17 protein-coding genes and 1 other RNA gene are annotated in these 20,246 nt (G+C 71.8%); 5 read left to right on the forward strand and 13 right to left on the reverse strand.

Annotated elements, in window-relative coordinates; all coding sequences use genetic code 11:
* The first annotated feature begins 46 nt into the window (after positions 1 to 46).
* Positions 47 to 961 (forward strand): dTDP-4-dehydrorhamnose reductase, encoded by a 915-nt coding sequence (rfbD, locus tag HET64_RS21725; protein WP_215108092.1) that lies wholly within the window; start codon positions 47 to 49, stop codon positions 959 to 961.
* A gap of 36 nt (positions 962 to 997) precedes the next feature.
* Here rfbD and HET64_RS21730 read toward each other — a convergent pair whose 3' ends face one another.
* The 3 genes from HET64_RS21730 to HET64_RS21740 are packed head-to-tail and all read right to left on the reverse strand — an operon-like array spanning position 998 to position 3,545.
* The gene (locus tag HET64_RS21730; RefSeq protein ID WP_215108062.1) at positions 998 to 1,600 is read right to left on the reverse strand and encodes a dTDP-4-dehydrorhamnose 3,5-epimerase family protein; all 603 of its coding nucleotides are present in this window, start codon (positions 1,598 to 1,600) and stop codon (positions 998 to 1,000) included.
* A gap of 41 nt (positions 1,601 to 1,641) precedes the next feature.
* Entirely contained in the window at positions 1,642 to 2,694 is a 1,053-nt protein-coding gene (locus HET64_RS21735) for an inosamine-phosphate amidinotransferase 1 (RefSeq protein WP_215108064.1), read from the reverse strand.
* A complete protein-coding gene (locus HET64_RS21740; protein ID WP_251145663.1) occupies positions 2,691 to 3,545 on the reverse strand; it encodes a phosphotransferase in 855 nt (284 codons plus the stop codon). The genes HET64_RS21735 and HET64_RS21740 overlap by 4 nt, the downstream gene beginning before the upstream one ends.
* Before the next feature lie 201 nt (positions 3,546 to 3,746).
* Between HET64_RS21740 and HET64_RS21745 the strand changes: the two genes are divergently transcribed.
* Positions 3,747 to 4,526 carry an inositol monophosphatase family protein gene (locus HET64_RS21745; RefSeq protein WP_215108068.1) on the forward strand — a complete coding sequence of 260 codons (780 nt, stop codon included), beginning with the start codon at positions 3,747 to 3,749 and terminating at the stop codon, positions 4,524 to 4,526.
* A gap of 42 nt (positions 4,527 to 4,568) precedes the next feature.
* Here HET64_RS21745 and HET64_RS21750 read toward each other — a convergent pair whose 3' ends face one another.
* Both HET64_RS21750 and HET64_RS21755 read right to left on the reverse strand, forming a co-directional pair.
* Complete coding sequence (locus HET64_RS21750) at positions 4,569 to 5,801, reverse strand: DegT/DnrJ/EryC1/StrS family aminotransferase (RefSeq protein ID WP_215108070.1); 1,233 nt, start codon at positions 5,799 to 5,801, stop codon at positions 4,569 to 4,571.
* 56 nt (positions 5,802 to 5,857) lie between these two features.
* Complete coding sequence (locus HET64_RS21755; RefSeq protein WP_308370271.1) at positions 5,858 to 7,600, reverse strand: FAD-dependent oxidoreductase; 1,743 nt, start codon at positions 7,598 to 7,600, stop codon at positions 5,858 to 5,860.
* A 20-nt stretch (positions 7,601 to 7,620) separates the two neighbouring features.
* On the opposite strand from HET64_RS21755, the gene HET64_RS21760 reads away from it, so the two are divergent.
* On the forward strand, positions 7,621 to 8,895 hold the full coding sequence (locus tag HET64_RS21760) for a DegT/DnrJ/EryC1/StrS family aminotransferase (RefSeq protein ID WP_215108074.1): 1,275 nt from the start codon (positions 7,621 to 7,623) through the stop codon (positions 8,893 to 8,895).
* Between the two features lie 6 nt (positions 8,896 to 8,901).
* On the opposite strand, the gene HET64_RS21765 is transcribed toward HET64_RS21760, so the two are convergent.
* The 6 genes from HET64_RS21765 to HET64_RS21790 all read right to left on the reverse strand — a co-directional run bounded on the left by HET64_RS21765 (position 8,902) and on the right by HET64_RS21790 (position 15,543).
* Positions 8,902 to 9,546: an HAD family hydrolase gene (locus tag HET64_RS21765; protein WP_308370273.1), complete on the reverse strand. Its 645-nt coding sequence runs from the start codon at positions 9,544 to 9,546 to the stop codon at positions 8,902 to 8,904.
* 38 nt (positions 9,547 to 9,584) lie between these two features.
* A complete protein-coding gene (locus tag HET64_RS21770) occupies positions 9,585 to 10,577 on the reverse strand; it encodes a phosphotransferase family protein (RefSeq protein WP_215108078.1) in 993 nt (330 codons plus the stop codon).
* Positions 10,574 to 11,263 (reverse strand): StsF protein, encoded by a 690-nt coding sequence (locus HET64_RS21775; RefSeq protein WP_215108080.1) that lies wholly within the window; start codon positions 11,261 to 11,263, stop codon positions 10,574 to 10,576. The genes HET64_RS21770 and HET64_RS21775 overlap by 4 nt, the downstream gene beginning before the upstream one ends.
* Before the next feature lie 60 nt (positions 11,264 to 11,323).
* On the reverse strand, positions 11,324 to 12,064 hold the full coding sequence (locus HET64_RS21780; RefSeq protein WP_308370275.1) for a methyltransferase domain-containing protein: 741 nt from the start codon (positions 12,062 to 12,064) through the stop codon (positions 11,324 to 11,326).
* Positions 12,065 to 12,154: 90 nt separating this feature from the next.
* A complete protein-coding gene (locus HET64_RS21785; RefSeq protein WP_215108084.1) occupies positions 12,155 to 13,897 on the reverse strand; it encodes an ABC transporter ATP-binding protein in 1,743 nt (580 codons plus the stop codon).
* Positions 13,894 to 15,543, reverse strand: coding sequence for an ABC transporter ATP-binding protein (locus HET64_RS21790; RefSeq protein ID WP_308370276.1), 1,650 nt, complete (start codon positions 15,541 to 15,543; stop codon positions 13,894 to 13,896). The genes HET64_RS21785 and HET64_RS21790 overlap by 4 nt, the downstream gene beginning before the upstream one ends.
* A gap of 600 nt (positions 15,544 to 16,143) precedes the next feature.
* Between HET64_RS21790 and HET64_RS21795 the strand changes: the two genes are divergently transcribed.
* Positions 16,144 to 17,427, forward strand: a complete 1,284-nt coding sequence (locus tag HET64_RS21795) for an NAD(P)H-dependent oxidoreductase (protein WP_251145664.1) — start codon at positions 16,144 to 16,146, stop codon at positions 17,425 to 17,427.
* Positions 17,428 to 17,785: 358 nt separating this feature from the next.
* Here the strand turns inward: HET64_RS21795 and rnpB are convergent.
* An RNA gene (gene rnpB, locus HET64_RS21800) (RNase P RNA component class A) lies at positions 17,786 to 18,195 on the reverse strand.
* A 111-nt stretch (positions 18,196 to 18,306) separates the two neighbouring features.
* Between rnpB and HET64_RS21805 the strand changes: the two genes are divergently transcribed.
* Positions 18,307 to 19,053, forward strand: a complete 747-nt coding sequence (locus tag HET64_RS21805) for a MerR family transcriptional regulator (protein WP_215108090.1) — start codon at positions 18,307 to 18,309, stop codon at positions 19,051 to 19,053.
* 51 nt (positions 19,054 to 19,104) lie between these two features.
* Here HET64_RS21805 and HET64_RS21810 read toward each other — a convergent pair.
* The coding region (locus tag HET64_RS21810; protein WP_251145665.1) for an RNB domain-containing ribonuclease at positions 19,105 to 20,246 on the reverse strand (1,142 nt) is incomplete at its 5' end.

Consider the following 20,246-nt stretch of genomic DNA (forward strand, 5'->3'; position numbering starts at 1 on the left):
CCCGTCCCGCCCGCCGTCCGGCCCGCACCCCCCGGAGACCTACAGCATGTCCCCGTACCCTCGCCCGCGTTGGCTCGTCACCGGTGCGTCCGGCATGCTGGGGCGCGAGCTCACCCCCCTGCTGGCCCGCCGGGGCGCCACCGTGACCGCACTCGTCCGCGGCGACCTGGACATCACGGACGGCGCTGCTGTGCGGTCCGCCCTGGCGCACCACCGGCCGGCGGTGGTGGTCAACTGCGCGGCGTGGACCGCGGTCGACGAGGCCGAGTCGGAGCCGTCCGCGGCCATGGCCGTGAACGGCGAGGGCCCGCGCCACCTGGCGCAGGCGTGCCGCGCCGTGGGGGCCGTGCTGCTCCAGCTGTCCACCGACTACGTGTTCCCCGGTTCCGACGGACTGCCGTACCGGGAGGACCACCCGACCGGTCCGCGCACGGTGTACGGCCGCACCAAGCGGGCCGGGGAGCGCGCTGTCCTGGAGGTCCTGCCGGACGCCGGCTACGTCGTCCGTACGGCCTGGCTGTACGGAGCGGGCGGCCCCAACTTCGTGGCGAAGATGATCCGGCTGGAGGCCGAGCAGGACGCCGTGCTGGTGGTGAACGACCAGCACGGCCAGCCCACATGGACCGCGGACCTCGCGGGCCGGCTGGCAGCGCTGGGATCGGCGGCGCTGGAGGGTACGGCGCCGTCCGGGATCTACCATGCGACCAACACGGGCGGGACCACCTGGTACGCGCTGGCGCGGGAGACCTTCCGCCTGCTGGGCGCCGATCCCGCGCGGGTCCGGCCCACCACCAGTCTGGCGCTGGCCCGGCCGGCCGTCCGGCCCCGGTTCAGCGTGCTGGACCAGTCCCGCTGGCGAGGGGCGGGACTGGAACCCCTGCGGCACTGGCGGGCCGCGCTGGCCGAGTCGTTCCCCGCACTCCGCGAAGCGGCCGGCCGGCCGGTGCCCGGGCCGCCCTGACGCCCGCACGGCCGCTCCGCTTCCCTCGCCGTGCGCTCAGTCCGCGCTCCGCTCGCACAGCGAGCGGCGGAAGGCCACGCACTCCTCGTAGTCCGGCAGCAGACCGCGCCGCTCCATCTCCGCTATGCCCGGCGCCTGCCGGTCCTTCTCGGAGAGCACCGGTTCGATGCCGTCGGGCCAGACGATGCCGAGATCCGGGTCGAGCGGGTGCACCCCGTGCTCCCGCCCGGCGGCATACCCCCGCGAGGTGAGGTAGACGACGACGGCGTCGTCGGTGAGGGCCAGGAAGGAGTGGCCGAGCCCGGCCTCGATGTAGAGGCTGCGGTGCGGGTCGTCCAGCCGGACGGCCTCCCAGGCCCGGTACGTGGGCGAGCCCGTCCGGATGTCCACCACCACGTCCAGCACCGCCCCGCTGACGCAGGTGACGTACTTGGCCTGGCTGGGCGGGAGCTGTGCGAAGTGCACCCCGCGCAGCACCCCGCGCCGCGACACGGACCGGTTGACCTGGGCGACCCCGGGGTCGTAGCCGAGTACCCCGCTCAGCGACCGGGCGCTGTACAGCTCCTGGAACTCGCCTCGGTCGTCGGTGAACGCACCGGACTCCGACAACCAGGCCCCTTGCACACTCAACGGACGCACGGGCGTCCCCTTTCTCTCCGAAGATCGTGCGTACGGACGGATCAGAAGCGGTACGTCTCCAGGGCCCCGGTTCTGCGGATGTCGAGCGTGACGCCGTGGAAGCCACCGCCCAGCATCCGGGAGTGGGTGAGCTTCAGCGGCAGCACGTCCACGCCGTGCCGCTCCAGTACCCGCATCAGCCCCCGTTGCCTGCCGTCCACCACGACCAGCCCCGGCCCGACGACCAGCAGGCTCATCCCGATCCAGGGCGAGCAGTGCGGCACGTCCCCCGCATAGCCGAGGCCGACCAGGTCGGGGCAGTCGATCCGCTGCCAGGTGCGCAGCGCGCCGGGAAGGTTGTCGTCGGTCACCCTGGCCGGGTTCACCAGGACCAGGCCGGGCCGCAGCGGGACGAGGGTGGAGTCGATGTGGGTGGAGGAGTACAGACCGCGGCACGGGTGGACTGTGTAGGTCGGTCCGAGGGCCGACTGGAGCCACCGGGCCCCGAGTTCATTGCCGCTGTCGGACACCAGGTAGAGGAGGTCGGTGCCCAGTCGCAGCACGTTGGCCGCGTCGAACACCGGTTCGAGCTCACGCAATCGCTCGCCGGGGGGTGCGGACGGGTCGTACATCTCGTCGGCCAGCCGCGGCTTCGGGGCCGAGATCCACCCGCCGCCGGCGGCGAAGTACTCCACCAGCAGTTCCTTGTACGCCAGCGACTCCAGGAACCGTGAGCGCAGGGCCATGGGAGCCTCGATGACCGTGTCGCCCACGACGATCAGCCCGTCCCTGGGGCAGAAGTCGCCGTAGCCGTCGCTCTCCCAGTCGGGGGTGCGCACCGGGGCGGCGCTGTCGCGGGCCCGGGGCCGGCGGACCGTCACTCCCAGGCCGCGCAACTCCTCGCACAGCACGTCCAGTTCGTCCTCGGTCTCCTTGAGCGCCCGGTCCGGGTAGGGGCCGGCCGGCACCTCCTGCCAGCGCCCGGGCCCGGCGTACTCGGCGTACTCGACCGCCAGCAGGCTCCGGTCGGCGCTCGGCACCCGGGCGCCGAGCGCGGTACCGACGACGACTTCCTCCAACGGGTCCCACTCGTTGTGGACACCGACGAGGCTCATGACGCTCCTCCCGGTTCCGGGAGGTACCGCGTCAGCCGCTCCCACATGGCGTCGTCGTCGGCGTCTCCCGTGTGGGGCCCGGTGAACCGCATCGCGTACTCGGCGATCTCGGCCAGGTGCCAGCGGAGTTCGTAGAACCGCAGGAACTCGGGGCGGCTCCTCGGGGCGGTGCCGAAGACCCGGTTGAGGGCGGCCCAGTCCCGCTCCGGCGGGGCCCACATCGCCCCGCCCCAGTCGATGATGTCGACACCCTTCCCGAAAAGGACGTTGGCCAGGCTGGGATCGCCGTGCGTCAGCGCGGGACGTTCACCGTGCCACCGGGCAGCGCACTCGTCGGCGACCCGGGCGGCCTCCTCCCGCAGGGCGGCCAGGAAGTCCCGGCACCGGTCCACCCGCTCGGCCAGCGGGCCGACGTAGGGCCCGCACCCCGCGGCTTCACCGTTCAGTGCGGTCTGCAGCGCCTTGTCGAGGTCGTTCTCGAAGGGGAACCGGAAGTCCTCGACCGGCACGTCGACGGGCCGGGACGCGGGGGGTTCGAACGCGTGTACTTCAGCCAACCGGCTGGTGAGCAGGACCAGTTGTTCCTGAGTCGGGGGCGCCGGCGGAGTGGTGGCGCTCTCCACGTAGGGGAAGACGACGACGGGGAAGTCCGCTATCCGGTGGACCACGCGCCCGTTCCGCCCGGTGAGCGGGGCGAGAACGTAGTCCTTCCCGCTCTCGCTCAGCAGCAGCGACACTTCGTAGGCCCCGGGAAAGTGGCCGTCCAGATCACGCCGGACGCTGATCCACAGCGGTCCGCAGCGGTAGGACCAGCTGTCCTCACCGAGCGGGAAGAACTCCAGACCGGGCAATTCCCGGTCGCTCGGAAAATGATCCCGGAAGTTTTCATCGACAAGCCGGAGGATGCTCCGGCGTTCCACGAGCCTATTCTCCAAGAGCATGCCAGAGGCTAACACCTTGGGCCTTCGAAGGGTTTCTCCGGAAGTTGCTCGACTCACGATCGGGAACGGGTGGAGTTCCCCCGGAAAACGGTCGGCGGATAGGGTGGAACGATGGCGGACAATGACAGCGACGTGCGTCTGGCGCACCGACTGACGGAAATAGCCGACGCATTGGCGTTGGAGTTCTTCGGACGCGCTCCGGCCGTGCGGTACAAGAGCGACGGCAGCCCGGTCAGCGAGGCCGACCTCGCCGTGGAGGAAGCCCTGCTGGCGGTGGTGGCGGCGGAGCGCCCCGGCGACGCGGTGCTGACCGAGGAGAGCGGTGCGCTCGGGACCGTGTCCCGGCGCCGCTGGATCCTGGACCCCATCGACGGCACGATCCCCTTCCTGGCCGGGGAGCGCGGCTGGGGCACCCATGTGGCGCTGGAGGTCGAAGGGGAGCTGCGTACGGCCGTGTTGAGCCGCCCCACCGAGCGGACCACGTGGTGGGCGGTACGGGGGCAGGGCGCGTTCACGTCCGTGCGGGGCGAGCCGCTGTCGGCGGCACGTCCGCTGCGCGTCCCGGCGGCGGTCTCCCTGCCGCTGGAGGCGGCGCGGGTGGGCGGGTTCCTGATGCCGGACTCCCCCGTCGAGCCGGTACGCGGCCGGATGCGCTGGGTCGAGTCATCGGTGTGCCTGGTCGGGGATCTGCTGGAGGGCCGGGTCGAAGCGGTGATCGACGAGGGCGGCCACGTGTGGGACCGGGCGCCGGCCGCCCTGCTGGTCCGCGAGGCCGGCGGGCGCGTCGACGACCTGCGCGGGGGCAGCGGACTGGATGAGCGCTGGTTGGTGTACGCGGCGGACGGAGTCGCGGACGAACTGACCGGGCTGCTGCACGACGTGGGCGCCTGACGCCCCCCGACGCCGCGGGCGCCAAGGCCCGGACGCGGGCTCTCAGGACAGCGCTTCGCCCTTGACCGCTCGGCGGAAGGAGTCGGCCGCACGGTCGATCTCGGCGGGGGAGGAGTCGGCGTGGACGCCGAACCCGGGGCCGAGGTAGCTGTCGGACACTCCGGTGGCGAGAGCGATGGAGCGGCCGAGGACGTCATCGGTGCGAGGCAGCGCGCCGGGTTCGAAGGAAGCCGGGGGGCGGCCGCCGGGTGCCCGGAACGGCACCGTGGAGCGGTCGCCCCGGCCGAACGCGGCCAGTGCCGGAAGCCCGCCGTAGTAGTGCGTCGGCGAGTCCAGGAGTACGCGCGTCCCGAGCCGGCGGGCGACGTCCAGGGCGTGTGCGGAGTCCTCGAAGACGTACACCGCGACCGTGCCGCACTCTCCCTCGGCGTCGTGCAGAGTCCTGCGGCGCACGCCGGGCAGTTCGCCGATCGCGCCGACCAGCAGCCGTTTGACGTCGCGGATCCGGTCGAGGATCAGATCGAGCTTGCCGAGCTGCGCGAGCGCCACGGCGGCGTTCAGTTCGCCGAGCCCCAGGTTCATGCCGATCAGCGGGTCGCCCTCGCCACGATCCTGGCGGTAGGGGAACCAGCCCTGATCGTGGAAGGAGTAGGCCCGCTGGAAGACCAGCGGGTCGTCGCAGAGCACGAACCCGCCCTGCAGCGAGGTGATCATCTTGTAGTGGTTGAGGGAGAAGGTCCCCGCGCTGCCCAGGGTGCCCAGGGGGCGGCCCCGGTAGCTGCCGCCGGCACTCTGCGCGCAGTCCTCCAGCAGGTGCAGCCCGTGCTCGTCGGCGAGGGCGCGCAGCGCGGTCATGTCGGCGGGCGCGCCCAGCATGTGCACGGGCATGACCGCCCGGGTGCGGGGGGTGATCCTGGCCCGTACGTCGGCCGGGTCCAGGGTGAGGGACTCGTCGACCTCGGCGAGGACCACGTCCGCTCCGCAGTGCAGTACCGCCGCGATCGAGGCGACGAACATGTAGCCGGGCACGATGACCTCGTCACCGGGGCCGACGCCGAGGCCCACGAGGGCCGCGACCAGTGCGGAGGTCCCGCTGTTGACACCGAGGCAGTGGGCGGCGCCGAAGCGGTCGGCCGCGGCCTGCTCGAAGCGGCGCACCCACTCCCCCTCGCCGGGGTCGTCGAACGCCTCGCGGCTCTCGGACCAGCCGTCGAGCACGGCCATGACGTTGGCACGCTCCTCGTCACCGAAGAAGCGGTATCCCGGTCCCGGCACTGTGGTTCCTCCGTAGGTCGTCGGGCGGCCCGGGAGGGCCGGGGCGCACACGGTCGTCAGGCGCCGGGCAGCAGTCCGGCCAGTCGGCGGGACAGCGCGATGGTGGTCAGGGAGGGGTTGGCCGCGCCCAGGCGGGGAAAGACGGCTGGGCCGGTGGCGTACAGCCCGGGCAGCGCGGTGAAGGCGTGCCGGGTGTCGAGCAACCGTCCCAGTGGCAGGCTGCCCCCTTCGTGGTCCTCGGTGCCCAGCAGGCTCGACCAGGTCTCGGGCCGGCCGGCGGACTGGCGCCGGGTGCGGTCGGGCAGCACTCGGGTGTTGTCGCGGTCGGTGTCGCCGTACCCGGTGAACTCCAGCCGGGTGGCGGGCTCCCCCAGCTCACGGGCGGTCGCCGCCCAGAAGTCGCGCAGGAGGTCGCGCTGCCCGCCGATCATCTTGTGGTCGTCGGGCAGCAGTTCGGCACGGACGTGGGCCCGCCGGGACGGGTCACCGGACGGCACGCACTCCACCACGCTCCGCTCGTTGGGGAGTTGCTCGCCGGTGACCCGAACGTCCAGCAGCGCCCTGCCCGGCCCGTCGTCGTGCACGTCCACGCGCAGGTAGGAACGGAGCACCGGGTCGGTCGGCAGGTGGTACGAGCCGGGTGGGGGCAACCGGTCCGCCGGCAGCCGGACCACGAATCCCTGCACGATGTGGTCGGCGAGGCCGCCGAGCCGGGGGCTGGGCAGGACGCCGGCGTCGGTGAGGGCGATCGCGGCCAGCCGGGTGCTCTCCACGGTGCCCGCGCTCAGCACGACCGTGCCGGCGGCGACCGTGGAGACGGTTCCGTCGCCGAAGCGCACCAGGACGCCGCGGGCCCGTCCACCGCGTACGTCGACGGCGAGCACCTCGGTGTCGCAGTGGACCCGGACGCCGGGCGGCGGGGAGACTCCGCCGTCGGGCCCGCGCCAGACGTCCAGCGCGGTGTACGCCTCCCAGCGGTCGGTGCCGGGCAGGCGCCGGCAGGCGCGGGGCAGCGCACGGAACTCCCGGCCCCCGAGGGAGGTGCGGGCGGGCTGCGCCGGATCCCAGAGACCGCCGCCGCTCCAGGTGGTCAGCTGCTCGGTGACCCGGTCGTACCAGGAGGGCCCGCCGTCGACGCCGGTGGTGAGCTCCGCGACGATCTCGGCGGGCCACCCGGGGGGACGCAGCGCCCAGTCCTCCAACGGCAGCACCACGCCGTGCCAGTACAGGGAGCGGCCGCCCAGTCTGCGGCGCAGACCGGAGATGCCGGTGTAGTGCGGGGGCGACCCGGAATGCCAGGGCCGGTGGAAGTACGGGTCCCGCTCCGGCGCGAAGACGATCTCGGTCGCGGCCGCCTGTGAGTGCGCCAGGTGAATATGGGCCAAGTCGTCGCCGGGCCCCGCTTCCAGCAGCACGACGTCCTCGGCACCCTGCTCCGCGAGCGCGGCGGCGAGTTCGACACCCGCGAGCCCACCGCCGACGATCACGGTCCCGGCCTTCCTCGGGAGTGGCCGGGGAAGTCCCGATGCGGCTGCCGGGGACCGGGCTGTGCCGTGGTGCGCTTGAGGACTGCCGGACATCGCTGACTCCCTCGCCTGACGCCTTCTTCCGCCACCGGCCGCGAAGAGACGGCCAACAGGGCGCAGTTGGCGGGTTTCTCGCAGCGTACCCATCCGTTCGACTGTGTGTGTTCCTCGGTCGAACGCCTCCGGGCAGCACCGCATCCGTTCGCAGCGGCCGTGCGCGACTGTGGCGCACGGCCGGCGAAAGCGCGTAAATTCCGCCCCCATCCGTCGCATTCTCGAAATCGAGGGAAATCATGGATAATTCACTGGCAATCTCTGGTGGACCGCGTCTGTCCAACCGCGAGTGGCCACGTTGGCCGCAGCCGGGTGACCGCGCGCTGAAAAGCCTCGAAGACGTCCTGACAAGCGGACGCTGGACCCTTAGCTGCGCCTATCAGGGCCGGGATTCGTACGAGCGCCAATTCGCTTCCGCATTCGCGGACTACTGCGGCTCGACGATGTGCGTGCCCATATCGACGGGAACCGCTTCGCTGGCCATCGCCTTGGAGGCGTGCGGGGTCGGCGCCGGCGATGAGGTGATCGTCCCCGGACTGAGCTGGGTGGCCTCGGCGTCGGCCGTTCTCGGCATCAACGCCGTACCGGTCCTGGTCGACGTCGACCCGGCCACGTACTGCCTGGACCCGGCGGCCACCGAAGCGGCGATCACCGGGCGGACCCGGGCCATCACCGTGGTGCACGCCTATTCGGCCGTCGCGGACCTGGACGCGCTCCTGGACATCGCCCGGCGGCACGACCTGCCGCTGATCGAGGACTGCGCGCACGCGCACGGCGCCGCATACCGCGACCGCCCGGTGGGGACGCACGGCACCGCAGGGGTCTTCAGCATGCAGGGAAGCAAGCTGCTGACCTGCGGCGAGGGTGGTGCGCTGGTGACCGATGACGCGGACATCGCGCTCCGCGCGGAGCATCTGCGCGCCGATGGGCGGGTGGTGCGGCGTGATCCGGTGGGTGTGGGCGAGATGGAGCTGGAGGAGACCGGCCGGCTCATGGGCAGCAACGCCTGCCTGTCGGAGTTCCACGCAGCGGTACTGCTGGACCAGCTCGAGCTGCTCGACGGGCAGAACGCCCGCCGGGTGCGGGCGGCCGACCGGCTCACCGACCGGCTGGGCGACCTGGGAGTGACGGCCCAGGCGACGACACCGGGGACGACGGGCCGCGCCTACTACCGCTACATGGTGAGGCTGTCCGACGAGGTGCTGGCCGTCGCGCCGGTGGAGCGGATCGCGCACGCGCTCACCGCCGAGCTGGGCTTCGCGGTGACACAGACCCATCGTCCGCTGAACGACAATCCGCTCCATCGGCCCTCGTCGCGCAGACGGTTCGCCACCGACGCGCGGTACCTGGAGCGAGTGGACCCGTCCCGGTTCGACCTTCCGGCCGCCAAGCGCGCTCATGACAGCGTTGTGAGCTTCAGCCACGAAGTGCTCCTGGCTCCGCTCGACGCCATCGACGACATCGTCCAGGCGTTCCGGAAGGTCCTGGACAACGTCCGGGAGGTATCCCGCTGAGGTGCGTCACCGCAGGTACGGCAGCGCATAGCCGCGCAGCGTCGAGGCAAGCCGGTCGCCGAGGACCTCCGGGGCCGGCACGTGCAGGGTGAGCATCCCCAGCCCCGCCCCCACGCGCAGGACCGGGACACGGTCGTCGATGAGCAGGGTCTCGGCGGCCGTCGCACGGCACCGGCGCAGGGCCTCGGTGAAGAACGACAGCGCCGGTTTCACCCGGCCCGTGCGCCAGGACGAGCACAGCGTGTCGAACATCCCGAAGTGGTCGTACGCCTCGTCCTTCAGACGGTCCCAGTGCTCGGCCTCGTTGTTGGTGAGGACCAGCGCCATCCCCGGTCGCTCCGCCCGCAGTTCGCGCAGGACACGGAAACTGTCCCGGTAGGCGCGGACACTGTCCAGGTAGGCGCCGTCCAGCCAGCGCGCCTCCGCGGGGGTGAGGGCGGACGGTCTCCGTCCGTTCGCACCGAGCCCGGCGAGCACCTGGTGCACATGCCGCTCGCCACTCTCGTATCCGGGCGCCGCCGCCTGGACGCTCCGGGCGAATCCCGTCCGGTCCACTCCGTAGCGGTCGGCGACCCGGTCGAGGAAGTCCGTCTCTTCGTTGATGTTGTTGTAGAGCACACCGCCGGCGTCCACGAACAGCGTTCGGATCACGGCACGTCCCTCTCCCTGTGCGTCTCGGTGACGGCTCATCAGAACCGGTGTTCCAGCAGGGACGCGTAGCAGCCGCCGTCCGTGTGCGCCCAGGAGACGAGCATCCGGTACGGCTCCCAGTCCGTGTACGCCTCCCGGCCCGGCTTGGCCAGCTCACGTTCCAGGCCCCAGGTCTCCAGCTGGATCGCGTACCCGATCAACAGCGCCACGTCGGCGTCGGTGCGCAGGTGCGGGCGGGCCAGTTCGTTCACCGTCTCGCGCAGCCGCGCCCGGTCCGCCTGTTCCTGCCGGGTGCGCTCCCCGTCCACCGGAGCGTAGGCCGTCTTGACCAGTTCGTTGACGTCCAGTTGTACGGGCGCGAGGACGGCGAACTCGAAATCCAGCAGGGCCACCACGTCCGTGCCGTCCCACAGTGCGTTGACCGGGGAGAGGTCACCGTGGTTGAGCACCCGGGGGGCGCCGGCCAGCGCCTCCCAGAAACGTTCGAGCGCCGCGCCGAGTCGTGCGTGTTCGGCTCCCGTGAGCACCCCCGAGGCCCGCAGCCGTCGCAGGCCGGCCTCGGCCTCGGCGGGTTCCCGCGCGTAGAAGGGGTTACGGGGGCGGGCCACGGCCTCGACCGCGGCCGGGGCCACGCGGTGGACCGCCCGCGCCCGGCCCCACAGCCGGCGGATCGCGGCGACGCGTTGCTCTCCGTCGAGTGCGGGCCACGCCTCGTCCAGGCTGATGGCGGCGATCTCCCGGGTGACCACCCACTCGAAGCCGTCGGTCTCGCCGGAGTCCAGTACAGCCGGATAGCCCACTGCGGAGGGCAGCAGGCGCGCCAGCCGGGCTTCGCGCACCAGGTCCTGGGCGGCGGCGGAGCCCGCGACACGGACGGCCAGCCCACCGCCCAGCCAGGTGGCGTTGGTCCATCCGGCCGCGCGGCGGGCGATCGCGAAGTCCACGTCGTGCCGGCGGAAGACGCCGGCGGCCACGGCGGCGGTCCGCGCGGCGCGGGCCGCACGGTCCGCGCCGGTCGTGGGGCCGGTCATCCGTGTGCCATCAGCCGCAGTGAGACGACCAGACGCAGCGGGTCGAGCCCGTCGGGCAGGCGCAACAGCGGCGGCACCTCGTGCCACATGCGGGGCCCGAGGAGCCGGGCGTCGCCGTCACGGTCGTACAGCGGCTCCAGGTATCCCTGACGCAGGATGCGCATGGAACCGACGGAGTTGTAACAGAGCGGGAACTGGAGGTTGAAGCGGTCGAGGTCGGTGTCCTCCTCGGCGCCGTGCGGCCCGATGTAGTCGCCCTCGCGGTAGGCGAGCAGGAAGACCCGTTCGTAATGGAGCTTCCGGCCGGTGATCTCCTCGACCACGGGCACCAGTTGGGCGGCGGCGTGTTCGGCCCAGTCGAGCAGGCCGTGGTCGCGGAAGACGGTGGTGACGCGTTCGGTGTGGGCCGGCGAGTCGGACTTGGCGTCGATGCGCAGCATGCGGAAGCCGTAACCGAGCGACCCTCCGCCGGAGTCGTGCTCCTGGGCGTCGAGCACGGGTTCCTCGCGCAGCTGCCCGTAGGCGGACAGGACCGCGGCCCGGAGCGCGGTGACGTCGACCACCTGCGGGATCTGGGCACACCGGTGGGCGGCGTAGTGGGCGCGGAGGCCGTCGATGCCGAGGTCCGCGCCGGATGTGCGGAACCGGTCGGTGGACAGCTTGGGGCGGACTGAGTCGGTTTCCACGGGAACCTCTTTCACGGATGGTGGTCGCGATGGGTTTCGGGAGCGGTCGGGCCCGGCTGCTCAGGCGATGCCGAGCACCATGAGGCGGCGGCTGCTGACGGTGAAGGTGCCGCCGGTCTCGTCCATGACCCGCGCGTGGGAGAACCCCGCGGTCCTGAACCACTCGACGATCTCGGGGGCGGTGAACATGCGGACGCTGTAGCGGGCCCGCACCACCTTGTCGTCCCGAATCGTGAGCTTCTCGGCGTAGTAGCGGCTGGCCTCGGCGTCCAGCTCCTGGATGTCGACGGCCATGTCCTGCCCTCGGCGCAGAATATCGACGTGCATCTCGTGATTGGCCAGCACGCTAGGAATGTGCCGGTACGGAGAATGCATATCGAGCAGGAAGCGGCCACCGGGACGCAGTGCGCGACGATAGCGCCGCAGAATATCCCGGTCCGTTTCGTCGTCGAAGTATCCGAAGGAACTGTACCAGGAGACGGCCGCGTCGAATTCTGCGGAGAACGCCATATCGCGCAGGTCGACATGGCGGTAATCGACGTGAACCCCCATGGCCTCGGCCTCCGACCGGGCCATCGAGAGGAATCTCTCGTCGCGGTCGATGCCAACGACCCGATAGCCCCGCGAGGCAAGCACGTTCGCGTGCCGGCCGTGCCCGCAGGGAGCGTCCAGCAGAGCCATTCCCGAATCGAATCCGCCGAGCTCGACCATGCTCGACGCTTCCTTCTCACTCAGTTCCGAGGTGAGGTCGGGAAGGTCGAAGTAGTCGTAGTCGTCACCGAAAAGGCTGTCCCAATCCACATGCGGCTTCCTTGGATTCATATGGCTCAGGCTAGAACCGGAGCCGCGTTGGCCGCAATGGCTTCATAGGCCGCCCCGGTGCGCCTCATTTCATTGGCCGTGCCAGGCTCTCCACAATGCGGCGTAGGCGCCGTTCGCCGCCAGGAGTTCGTGGTGGCTGCCCAGTTCGGTGACGTGGCCCTTTTCGACGACCGCGATCCGGTCGGCGTCCTCGGCGGTGTGCAGCCGGTGCGCGATGGCGATGACGGTGCGGTCGTCCAGTACGGCGGCCATGGCCCGCTCGGTGTGCCGGGCCGTGGCCGGGTCGAGCAGCGCGGTGGCCTCGTCGAGCACCAGGGTGTGCGGATTGGCGAGCACGAGCCGGGCCAGCGCGACCTGTTGTGCCTGGGCGGCTGTGAGCTCGTGCCCGGTGGAGCCGACGAGGGTGTCCAGGCCGTCCGGCAGCGCGGCCGCCCAGGCGGCCGCGCCGACCACCTCCAGGGCCCGGCCCGCCTCCGCGCTGTCGGCGTCCGGCCGGGCGAGGGTGAGGTTCTCCCGGAGGGTGCCGCGGAAGATGTGGTTCTCCTGGGTGACCAGGGCGATGCGGCTGCGGAGCTCGCCCGTGCTCAGTTCGACCAGCGGGACCCCGCCGACCCGGACCGCGCCGGACGCCGGGTGGTAGATGCCGGCGAGCAGCTTGCCGAGAGTGGACTTGCCGGAGCCTGATGGGCCGACGACGGCCAGCCGTTCGCCCGGAGCGAGGTCCAGGTCGATGCCGTGCAGGACGTCGAGTCCGGGCTCGTAGGAGTAGGTGACGGCGCTGGCGGTGAGGTCCTGGCCGGCGGGCCGGGCTCCGGTGGGCTCGCGGTCGGCGGGCAGCTTGCTCACTCCGAGCACCCGGGCCAGGGAGGCCGAGCCGATCTGCAGTTCGTCCGTCCAGCTCAGTATGTCGTCCAGCGGGAAGATCAGCTGACGCACATAGAGCGTGGCGGCGACCACCTGGCCGAGCGAGGCCAGGCCGTGGGTGTGGAGGAGCCCGCCGACCGCCAGGGTGGCCACGAGCGGCACGGCGTAACTCAGCTCCACCATCAGGTACCAGGAGCTGCGCAGCCACATCGTGTGGCGCTCGGCCTGGTAGGCCTCCGCCAGGTCGCGGTCGAGTGTCTGGCGGCGTCGGCGCTGGAGACCGAACGCCTCGGCGGTGCGGGCTCCGGGCACCGTCTCGGCGAGGCTGTCGCCGAGCGCCACATAGCTCGCTCCCCGTCGGCGGTAGGCGGCGCCGGAGCGGCGCAGGTACCAGCGGGTGCCGACCCACAGCAGCGGGACGACGAGGAGGCTGGGAAGGGCGGTGAGAGGGCCGACCAGGAGCAGGGCGCCGAAGGTGAACAGGCAGGTCAGTGCCGCGATCAGGGTTTCCGGGGCGGCGTAGCGGACGGTGTTGGTGAGGGCGTCCGTGTCGCGTGATGCGCGGGTGAGCAGGTCGCCGGGTTCGGCGTCCTCCACGGTGGACAGGGGCAGGGCCACCACCCGGTCGACGAAGTCCTCACGCACCTCGGCGGTGACCTTCTCGCCGAAGCGGCAGGAGCGCTGGACGGCCCAGAAGGTGAGCGCGGCCTGGGAGACCAGGGAGACCAGGAGGCCCAGGCCGATCAGGTTGACGGTGGTGACCGTGGTGCCCTCGGTCACGGCGTCGATGAGCCGGCCGACCAACCAGGGGGCGAGCAGCGCGCACACCGCGGCCAGTCCGTGCAGCGTCAGCATCCAGCCCACGTCGCGCCGGTGGCGGGACGTCAGATCGCGGGCGTGGGAGCGTACTTCCGCCGCTTCCGCGACGGGTAACGCCGTTCTGCTCATGTCGCGGGCTCCTGGGTGACGGTGCTGGTGCCGGTGTGGAGTGTGGCGGAGGTGTGGTCCTCGCCGGTCCCCCGCTGGATGACCAGGCGGTACCGCATGCTGGCACGCAGCAGCTCGCGGTGGCCGCCGGTGGCGGCGACCCGTCCGTCGTGAACGAAGGCGACCTGATCGGCGTGGTCGAGCAGCAGCGGGCTGGCACTGACCAGGACGGTGGTGCGGCCCTCGCGGGCGGCGCGCAGGCCGCGGCCGATCCGGTCCTCGGTGTGCGCGTCGACGGCCGATGTGGGGTCGACCACGACGAGGACGTCGGGATCGGCGAGCACGGCACGGGCCAGCACCAGCCGCTGGAGCTGGCCCCCGGAGAAGCGGTCCCCGGCGGCGGTGATCTCGGTCTCCAGGCCCTCGGGCAGCACATCGACGATGTCCTCGGCCGCGGCCGCCCGCAGTGCGGCGTGCACCTCGTTGTCGGACGCGGTGCCGTGCGGGTCGAGACTGTCGCGCAGGGGGCCCCGCAGAAGCCGGTAGCGGTTGTCGACCACGAGAACGCGTTCGCGCAGCTCTCCGGTGCGCAGCTCGTTCAGCGGCAGCCCGGCATAGCTGACGGGCCCCGCGGTGTAGCCGCCGAGCCTGTCGGCGAGGTGTGCGCCGTCGGCCGACGGCGCGACCACCGCGAGGAAGGAGCCGGGGGTGACCACCAGCCCGGTGCGCTCGTCGACCAGATCGTGCTCACCGGCCGGAACCGGGGTGCGCCCGCGCTCGGTGTCCTTCGGTCCGACGGGCAGGGCGAGCACGGTGACCACGCGGCGGGCGGAGACATGGGCGCGGGCGAACCGGTCGGCGGTGTCGACGAAGATGGCGAGCGGCTCGATGAGGAAGGCGGCGTACGCGTAGAAGGCCACGAGCTCACCCGGTGAGACCGAGCCGTTCAGTGCGGCGCGGGCGCCGATCCAGGTGACGGCGGCGACCAGCAGCCCGGGCAACAGCACCTGGGCGGCGCGGATCAGGGCCTCGGCCCCTGCGACCTGGACGCCCGCGGCGCGTACGCGCTGCGAGCGCTCACGGTAGGAGCGGGCGAAGGAGGTCTCGCCACCGACTCCGCGCAGCACCCTGAGCCCGGCCACCACATCCGTGAGCCGCGAGGTCAGCTCGCTCTGGAGTTCCCGGTAGGCACTCTGCCGGTGGTGCAGCGGACGCAGCGTGTAGCCCATGGTGAGGATGATCGCGGGCAGAGCGACGATCAGGAGGAAGCCGAGCGAGGGGGACTGGTTCATCAGGACGAACGCGACCAGCAGCGTGGAGGCGAGGGCTCCGAAGGCACGGCCGACGATGTCGAAGGCGTTGCCGATGGTCGTCATGTCCGAGGTGCCGACGCTGACGATCTCGCCGTCGTCCACACGGCGTTCCAGACCGGCGCCGAGCCTGCCGGCATGGCCGACCACCAGCTGCACCGTGCGGAATCCGGCGGCCAGTGCGTTGTGCATGCTCAGCCGGCGGCGGATGGTACCGGACACCGCCTGAACCACGCCGAGACCCAGGAGCACGGCGGACCACCGCAGGACGGCGTCCATGTTTCCGGGGACGAGTCCGTCGTCGATGGCCTCGCGGATCGCGACCGGGATGAGCGCCTGGGAGCCGAGCCAGAGCACGCCCAGGAGGGATGCCGCAATGAGTGGCCAGGCGATGCGGCCCGCGAGCCACAGTAGATACCGGGAGGCGGAACGAATTCTGGGCTTTCCTGCATCTGCGACGGGGAGCGGGCGCATTGCGCGAAGGTACCGCGTGCGCCGGACAGACAGCCAACCCGGCCGCCCGGCACTCACCGCATTCCCTGTTCGACTGCGCCCGGTAAGCAGTCGAAAGCCCTTCCCAGCAGAGTCCGCAGGTGCTCACCGGACCACGTTCCGGCGTGGACCGCTGCTCGTCCGCGCCGGCCGGCCGTTGTATGCCTTCCGCGCGTGACCTCGGCCGACCAGGACGTTGTTGCCCACCTTCACGTAACCGACCTAGCCTCGTGCTTCCATGAGATGCTTCGACAGGTATCGGAGATTCGCCATGCAGTTTCACGCCACTCCGCCGAGGGGTGCGCCGTTCCTCAATCGGCAAGGTCCGGATATCTGCCAGGGTCCGGGTATCTGCTGCGGATCGCCCGGCCTCTCCTTACGCACGTTCAGGTTCTCGAAGTCCTCGCGCCCTGTGCGCCGGGCCGAATTCAGGCCCCGACCGATAGAACTGGCAGGCCGCCGATGATGATCGTCGATACCGCGCTGCGCAGGCGGGCGGAAGAGGGCCGGCCGATCCGGGTCGGTATGGTGGGCGCGGGCTACATGGGACGCGGCCTGGTGCGGCACATCTCCACCTCGGTCGCCGGAATGCGTGTGGCCGGCATTTCCAACCGAAATCCGGCCAACGCGGAACGGGCTTACGCGGAAGCCGGTTTGAGCCCGACGCGGGCCGATACGGCGGACGGGATATCCGCGGCGGTGGCCCAGGGCAGGCCGGTGGTCACCGAGGACGCGTTCGCCCTGATCGCCGCGGAGGGTATCGACTGCCTGGTGGACGTCACCGGCGCGGTGGAGTTCGGCGCGCAGATCACCCTCGCCGCCATCGACCGAGGCCTGACCGTGGTGACCATGAACGCGGAACTGGACTGTACGGTCGGCCCGTTGCTCGCCCATCGCGCCCGGTCGGCCGGGGTGATTCTGACCGGGGCGGACGGCGACCAGCCGGCGGTGCAGGCCAATCTGCTGCGTTTCGTGCGCAGTCTGGGCGTGACTCCCCTGGTGGCCGGAAACGTCAAGGGTTTCCAGGACGAGTACCGTACGCCCACCACCCAGCAGCCGTTCGCCGAGCGGTGGGGCCAGAACGTCCACATGATCACCAGCTTCACCGACGGGACGAAGGTCTCCTTCGAGCAGGCGATCGTGGCGAACGCCTTCGGCTTCACCGTTCCCCGGCGCGGCATGTACGGGCGCGACCACACCGGCCACATCGACGAGTTGACGCAGATGTACGACCTCGACGAACTCCGTGCGTCCGGCGGCATCGTGGACTACGTCGTGGGCGCCAAACCCGCGCCCGGCGTCTACGTCCTGGGCACCCACGACGACCCGGCGCAGCACCCCTATCTGGAGCTGTACAAGCTCGGCCGCGGCCCGCTTTACAGCTTCTACACGCCCTACCATCTGTGCCACTTCGAGGTGCCGAACACGGTGGTGCGGGCCGTGGACTTCGGCGACGCGGCGTTGACCCCGCCCGCCGGCCCTCACGTCGATGTGGTGGCCACGGCCAAGCGCGATCTGCCTGCCGGTACGACTCTGGACGGCATTGGGGGCTACGACAGCTACGGCGTGGCCGAGTCGCACGCCGTGACGCGCGCCGACAACCTGCTGCCGATGGGCATCTCCGAGGGGTGCGTGCTGCGCCGTGCCGTCGCGAAGGACTCGGTGCTCGGCTACGCCGACGTGACCCTGCCACAGGGCAGGCTCGTCGACATCCTGCGCGCCGAGCAGGACAAGGTGTTCCCCGCCTGATGGGGCGTACGGCCCGCCGTCCCCCGCGGGCCTGCGCGGTGGCCTCTGCTCAGCGGCCGGCGACCGCGCCGCGTACGTCGACGACGGGCGGCCGGAGCATCACCGGGGTCGGTGCTCCGGCCGCCCGCCGGCGTGCGGCTGCAACTCCCGACGGGGGAAGGACGGACAGCCCGGAAGGGGCCCTGCGGATCGTCACGCCGGAGGCTTCGGGGCCCGCCGGGCCATCCGGGGCGATACCCGCTGGAACGGCTGTCCGGTCCCTGTCACCGAGACCGGCGCCCAGGCCAAGTCTCCGAAAGACCGGAAAGGGCCTCCGACGCGGGTCGGAGGCGCTCGAAGGCACGAACACCGGTGGCGGCAGACGAGTCGGGCTGTACGCCGGGTTCTGTCTCCCGGTCGCCTCGCGGCGGCCGGGGAGACGGCCATCCATCTAGGGCCGGCATTGCTGCCGGCCTCGTGCGGTCTACCCGTGAACTCGGGCGAGCAGCCCTCGAACGTTCACGCAGAGCCGTCCCATTTCTGGGGCGCCCCCTCTTGACCTTGCTCCGGGTGGGGTTTACCTAGCCGCCTGAGTCACCTCAGACGCTGGTGGTCTCTTACACCACCGTTTCACCCTTACCCGGGACCGAGGTCCCGGGCGGTCTGTTTTCTGTGGCACTGTCCCGCGGGTCACCCCGGGTGGCCGTTAGCCACCACCCTGCCCTGTGGAGCCCGGACGTTCCTCGGGAGAACCCCGAAGGATCCTCACGCGGCCGTCCGCCCGGCTCGTCTGCCGTGCCGTACATACTAGCCGTGCCGCGCATACGGGAGGAAACACCGGGGCGAAGCGCCCGGGACGGTGCTTGACCTTGCCGCGGCGTCAACGTTTCTACTGGCCGCATGCGTATCGGAGAGATCGCCGCGCTCGTGGGAGTCACCTCCCGGGCCGTCCGGCACTACCACCACATCGGTCTCCTGCCCGAGCCCGCCCGGCAGGCCAACGGCTATCGGGCCTACACCGTCCGCGATGCCGTGCTGCTGGCCAGGATCAGGCGGCTGACGGAGATCGGGCTCTCCCTGGACGAGGTGCGGGACGTGCTCGCCGACGACGCGGGGCGGGAGCTGGCCGAGGTGCTCGGGGAGCTGGACGACGATCTGGCGCGGCAGGAGCGGGAGATCCACGAGCGGCGGCAGGTGCTGGCCGCGCTCCTGGAGGCGCCGCTCACCTCGGACGGGCCGCTCTCCCCGGCCCTCGCCGCGCTGTTGGAGCACGCGCCCGCCACCACGTCCCCGGCCGCGGCGAAGGACCGCGAGCATCTGTCGTTGCTGGACGCGGCGGGCGGCGGCGCCGGGGCCGAGGTGTACGCCGCGCTGCGGCCGCTGGCCGAGGACCCGGGCGTTCTCGCGCTGTACGAGCGGCTCGACGAGTTGGCCGGGGCCGGGGTGGAGGACCCGCGCATCGCGCCGCTGGCGGCCGAGCTGGTCGCCGCCGTACCGGACGAGGTCCTGGCGGTGATCCCCGAGGGGGAGCCGTCGGCGACGGGGATGGGGCGGGTGCTGCTCGACGACTACCCGCCCGCGCAGCGCGCCGTGGTGCGCCGGGTGATGGAGGCGCTGGCCGAGCGGGTGCGGGGGAGGAACACGTGAGTACGGCGGAGTCCTGCCCGCTCGCGCCGGTGCGGACAGCACCGGCTGCCCTCACGCAGGAGCGAACAGCACGGTCCTCGACGCCGGACCCGCCCGGGTGAGCCGGACCCGCAGCCGCTCCCCCAGCGGGAGCGGGGCCGTGCCGCCCTCGATCCGGCCGACGACCGCCGGGTCCCGGAGGTGGACCGTGCCGGCGGCGGGGTCGCGGTCCTGGACATCGACGACGTACGCGTCGAAGAGCTCGCCCACGCGCCCCTCCAGCAACGCCGCCTCGACCAGGTCGACGCAGGCCCGCTCCACGGTGCCCGCGCGCCGCGTCCCCTCGGCCATCTCCTTCGGGAGGGCGGGGAGCGCCTCCCGTACCCACGCGGGGGGTTCCGTCCCGGCGGTCGCGGCGAGGCAGAGTTCGGAGGCGTACCGGTCGACGAGGCGGCGCAGCGGTGCGGTGCAGTGCGTGTAGAGGTCGGCGACCGCCGCGTGGACGGCGGGGTCGGGGAGTTCGCCGTCGTCGAAGGCGGTGTAGCCCGCGCCGCGCAGCAGGGTGGTGCACTCCTGGAGGAACGCGGCGTGGTCGCTCCTCGTCGGGTCGAGGGAGCGGACGACCTCGGCGTACGGGACGTGGTGCGGCCAGTCGACACCCAGGGCGTGGGCGGAGCGCCGCAGCCGGGCGACGGCTCCGTCCGGGGCGATCGGCAGGGTGCGCAGGATGCCGGTGCCCGTGTCGGCCATGAGGCGGGCACCGGCCATGCCGGTGAGCAGGGAGATCTGGGCGTTCCAGCCCTCGGCGGGGAGCGTGGCCCGGTAGGCGAGGCCGTAGGAGCCGTCCTGTTGGACGATCTCCTGTTCGGGGACGTTCAGCGAGATGCCGCCCCTGGCCCGTTCCTGTTCCTCGCGCAGCCGCCCGATGTCCCGGAGCAGGGCGAGGGGTTCCTCGGCCGTGCCCGCGTCGATCCGCCGCTGGACGCCCGCGTAGTCGAGCTTCGCGCGGCTGCGGACCAGGGCCCGGGTCACGTCGGCGTGGACGGCCCGCCCGTCGCCGTCCAGGTCGATCCGCCACAGCGCGGCCGGGGTCGATTTGTGCCCCCCAAGGGTTGGGACGGTTGCCACATACGTGCTCCCGTCCTTCGCTTTAAAGATCATCTTTCCGCCCCAGTAAGTGTTCTGCCCGTAAGCGATCGTTCCGCCAGGGTCGC

This window comes from Streptomyces sp. McG3, assembly GCF_018619185.1.
Taxonomy (GTDB): domain Bacteria; phylum Actinomycetota; class Actinomycetes; order Streptomycetales; family Streptomycetaceae; genus Streptomyces.

Bases quoted from the DNA above. Each gene is read 5' to 3' on its own strand.
- HET64_RS21795 (WP_251145664.1), top strand. From the start codon at position 16,144: ATGATCGTCGATACCGCGCTGCGCAGGCGGGCGGAAGAGGGCCGGCCG.
- HET64_RS21760 (WP_215108074.1), top strand. From the start codon at position 7,621: ATGGATAATTCACTGGCAATCTCTGGTGGACCGCGTCTGTCCAACCGC.
- HET64_RS21805 (WP_215108090.1), top strand. From the start codon at position 18,307: ATGCGTATCGGAGAGATCGCCGCGCTCGTGGGAGTCACCTCCCGGGCC.
- HET64_RS21785 (WP_215108084.1), bottom strand. From the start codon at position 13,897: ATGAGCAGAACGGCGTTACCCGTCGCGGAAGCGGCGGAAGTACGCTCC.
- HET64_RS21735 (WP_215108064.1), bottom strand. From the start codon at position 2,694: ATGAGCCTCGTCGGTGTCCACAACGAGTGGGACCCGTTGGAGGAAGTC.
- HET64_RS21770 (WP_215108078.1), bottom strand. From the start codon at position 10,577: ATGACCGGCCCCACGACCGGCGCGGACCGTGCGGCCCGCGCCGCGCGG.
- HET64_RS21755 (WP_308370271.1), bottom strand. From the start codon at position 7,600: ATGCGACGGATGGGGGCGGAATTTACGCGCTTTCGCCGGCCGTGCGCC.
- rfbD (WP_215108092.1), top strand. From the start codon at position 47: ATGTCCCCGTACCCTCGCCCGCGTTGGCTCGTCACCGGTGCGTCCGGC.
- HET64_RS21745 (WP_215108068.1), top strand. From the start codon at position 3,747: ATGGCGGACAATGACAGCGACGTGCGTCTGGCGCACCGACTGACGGAA.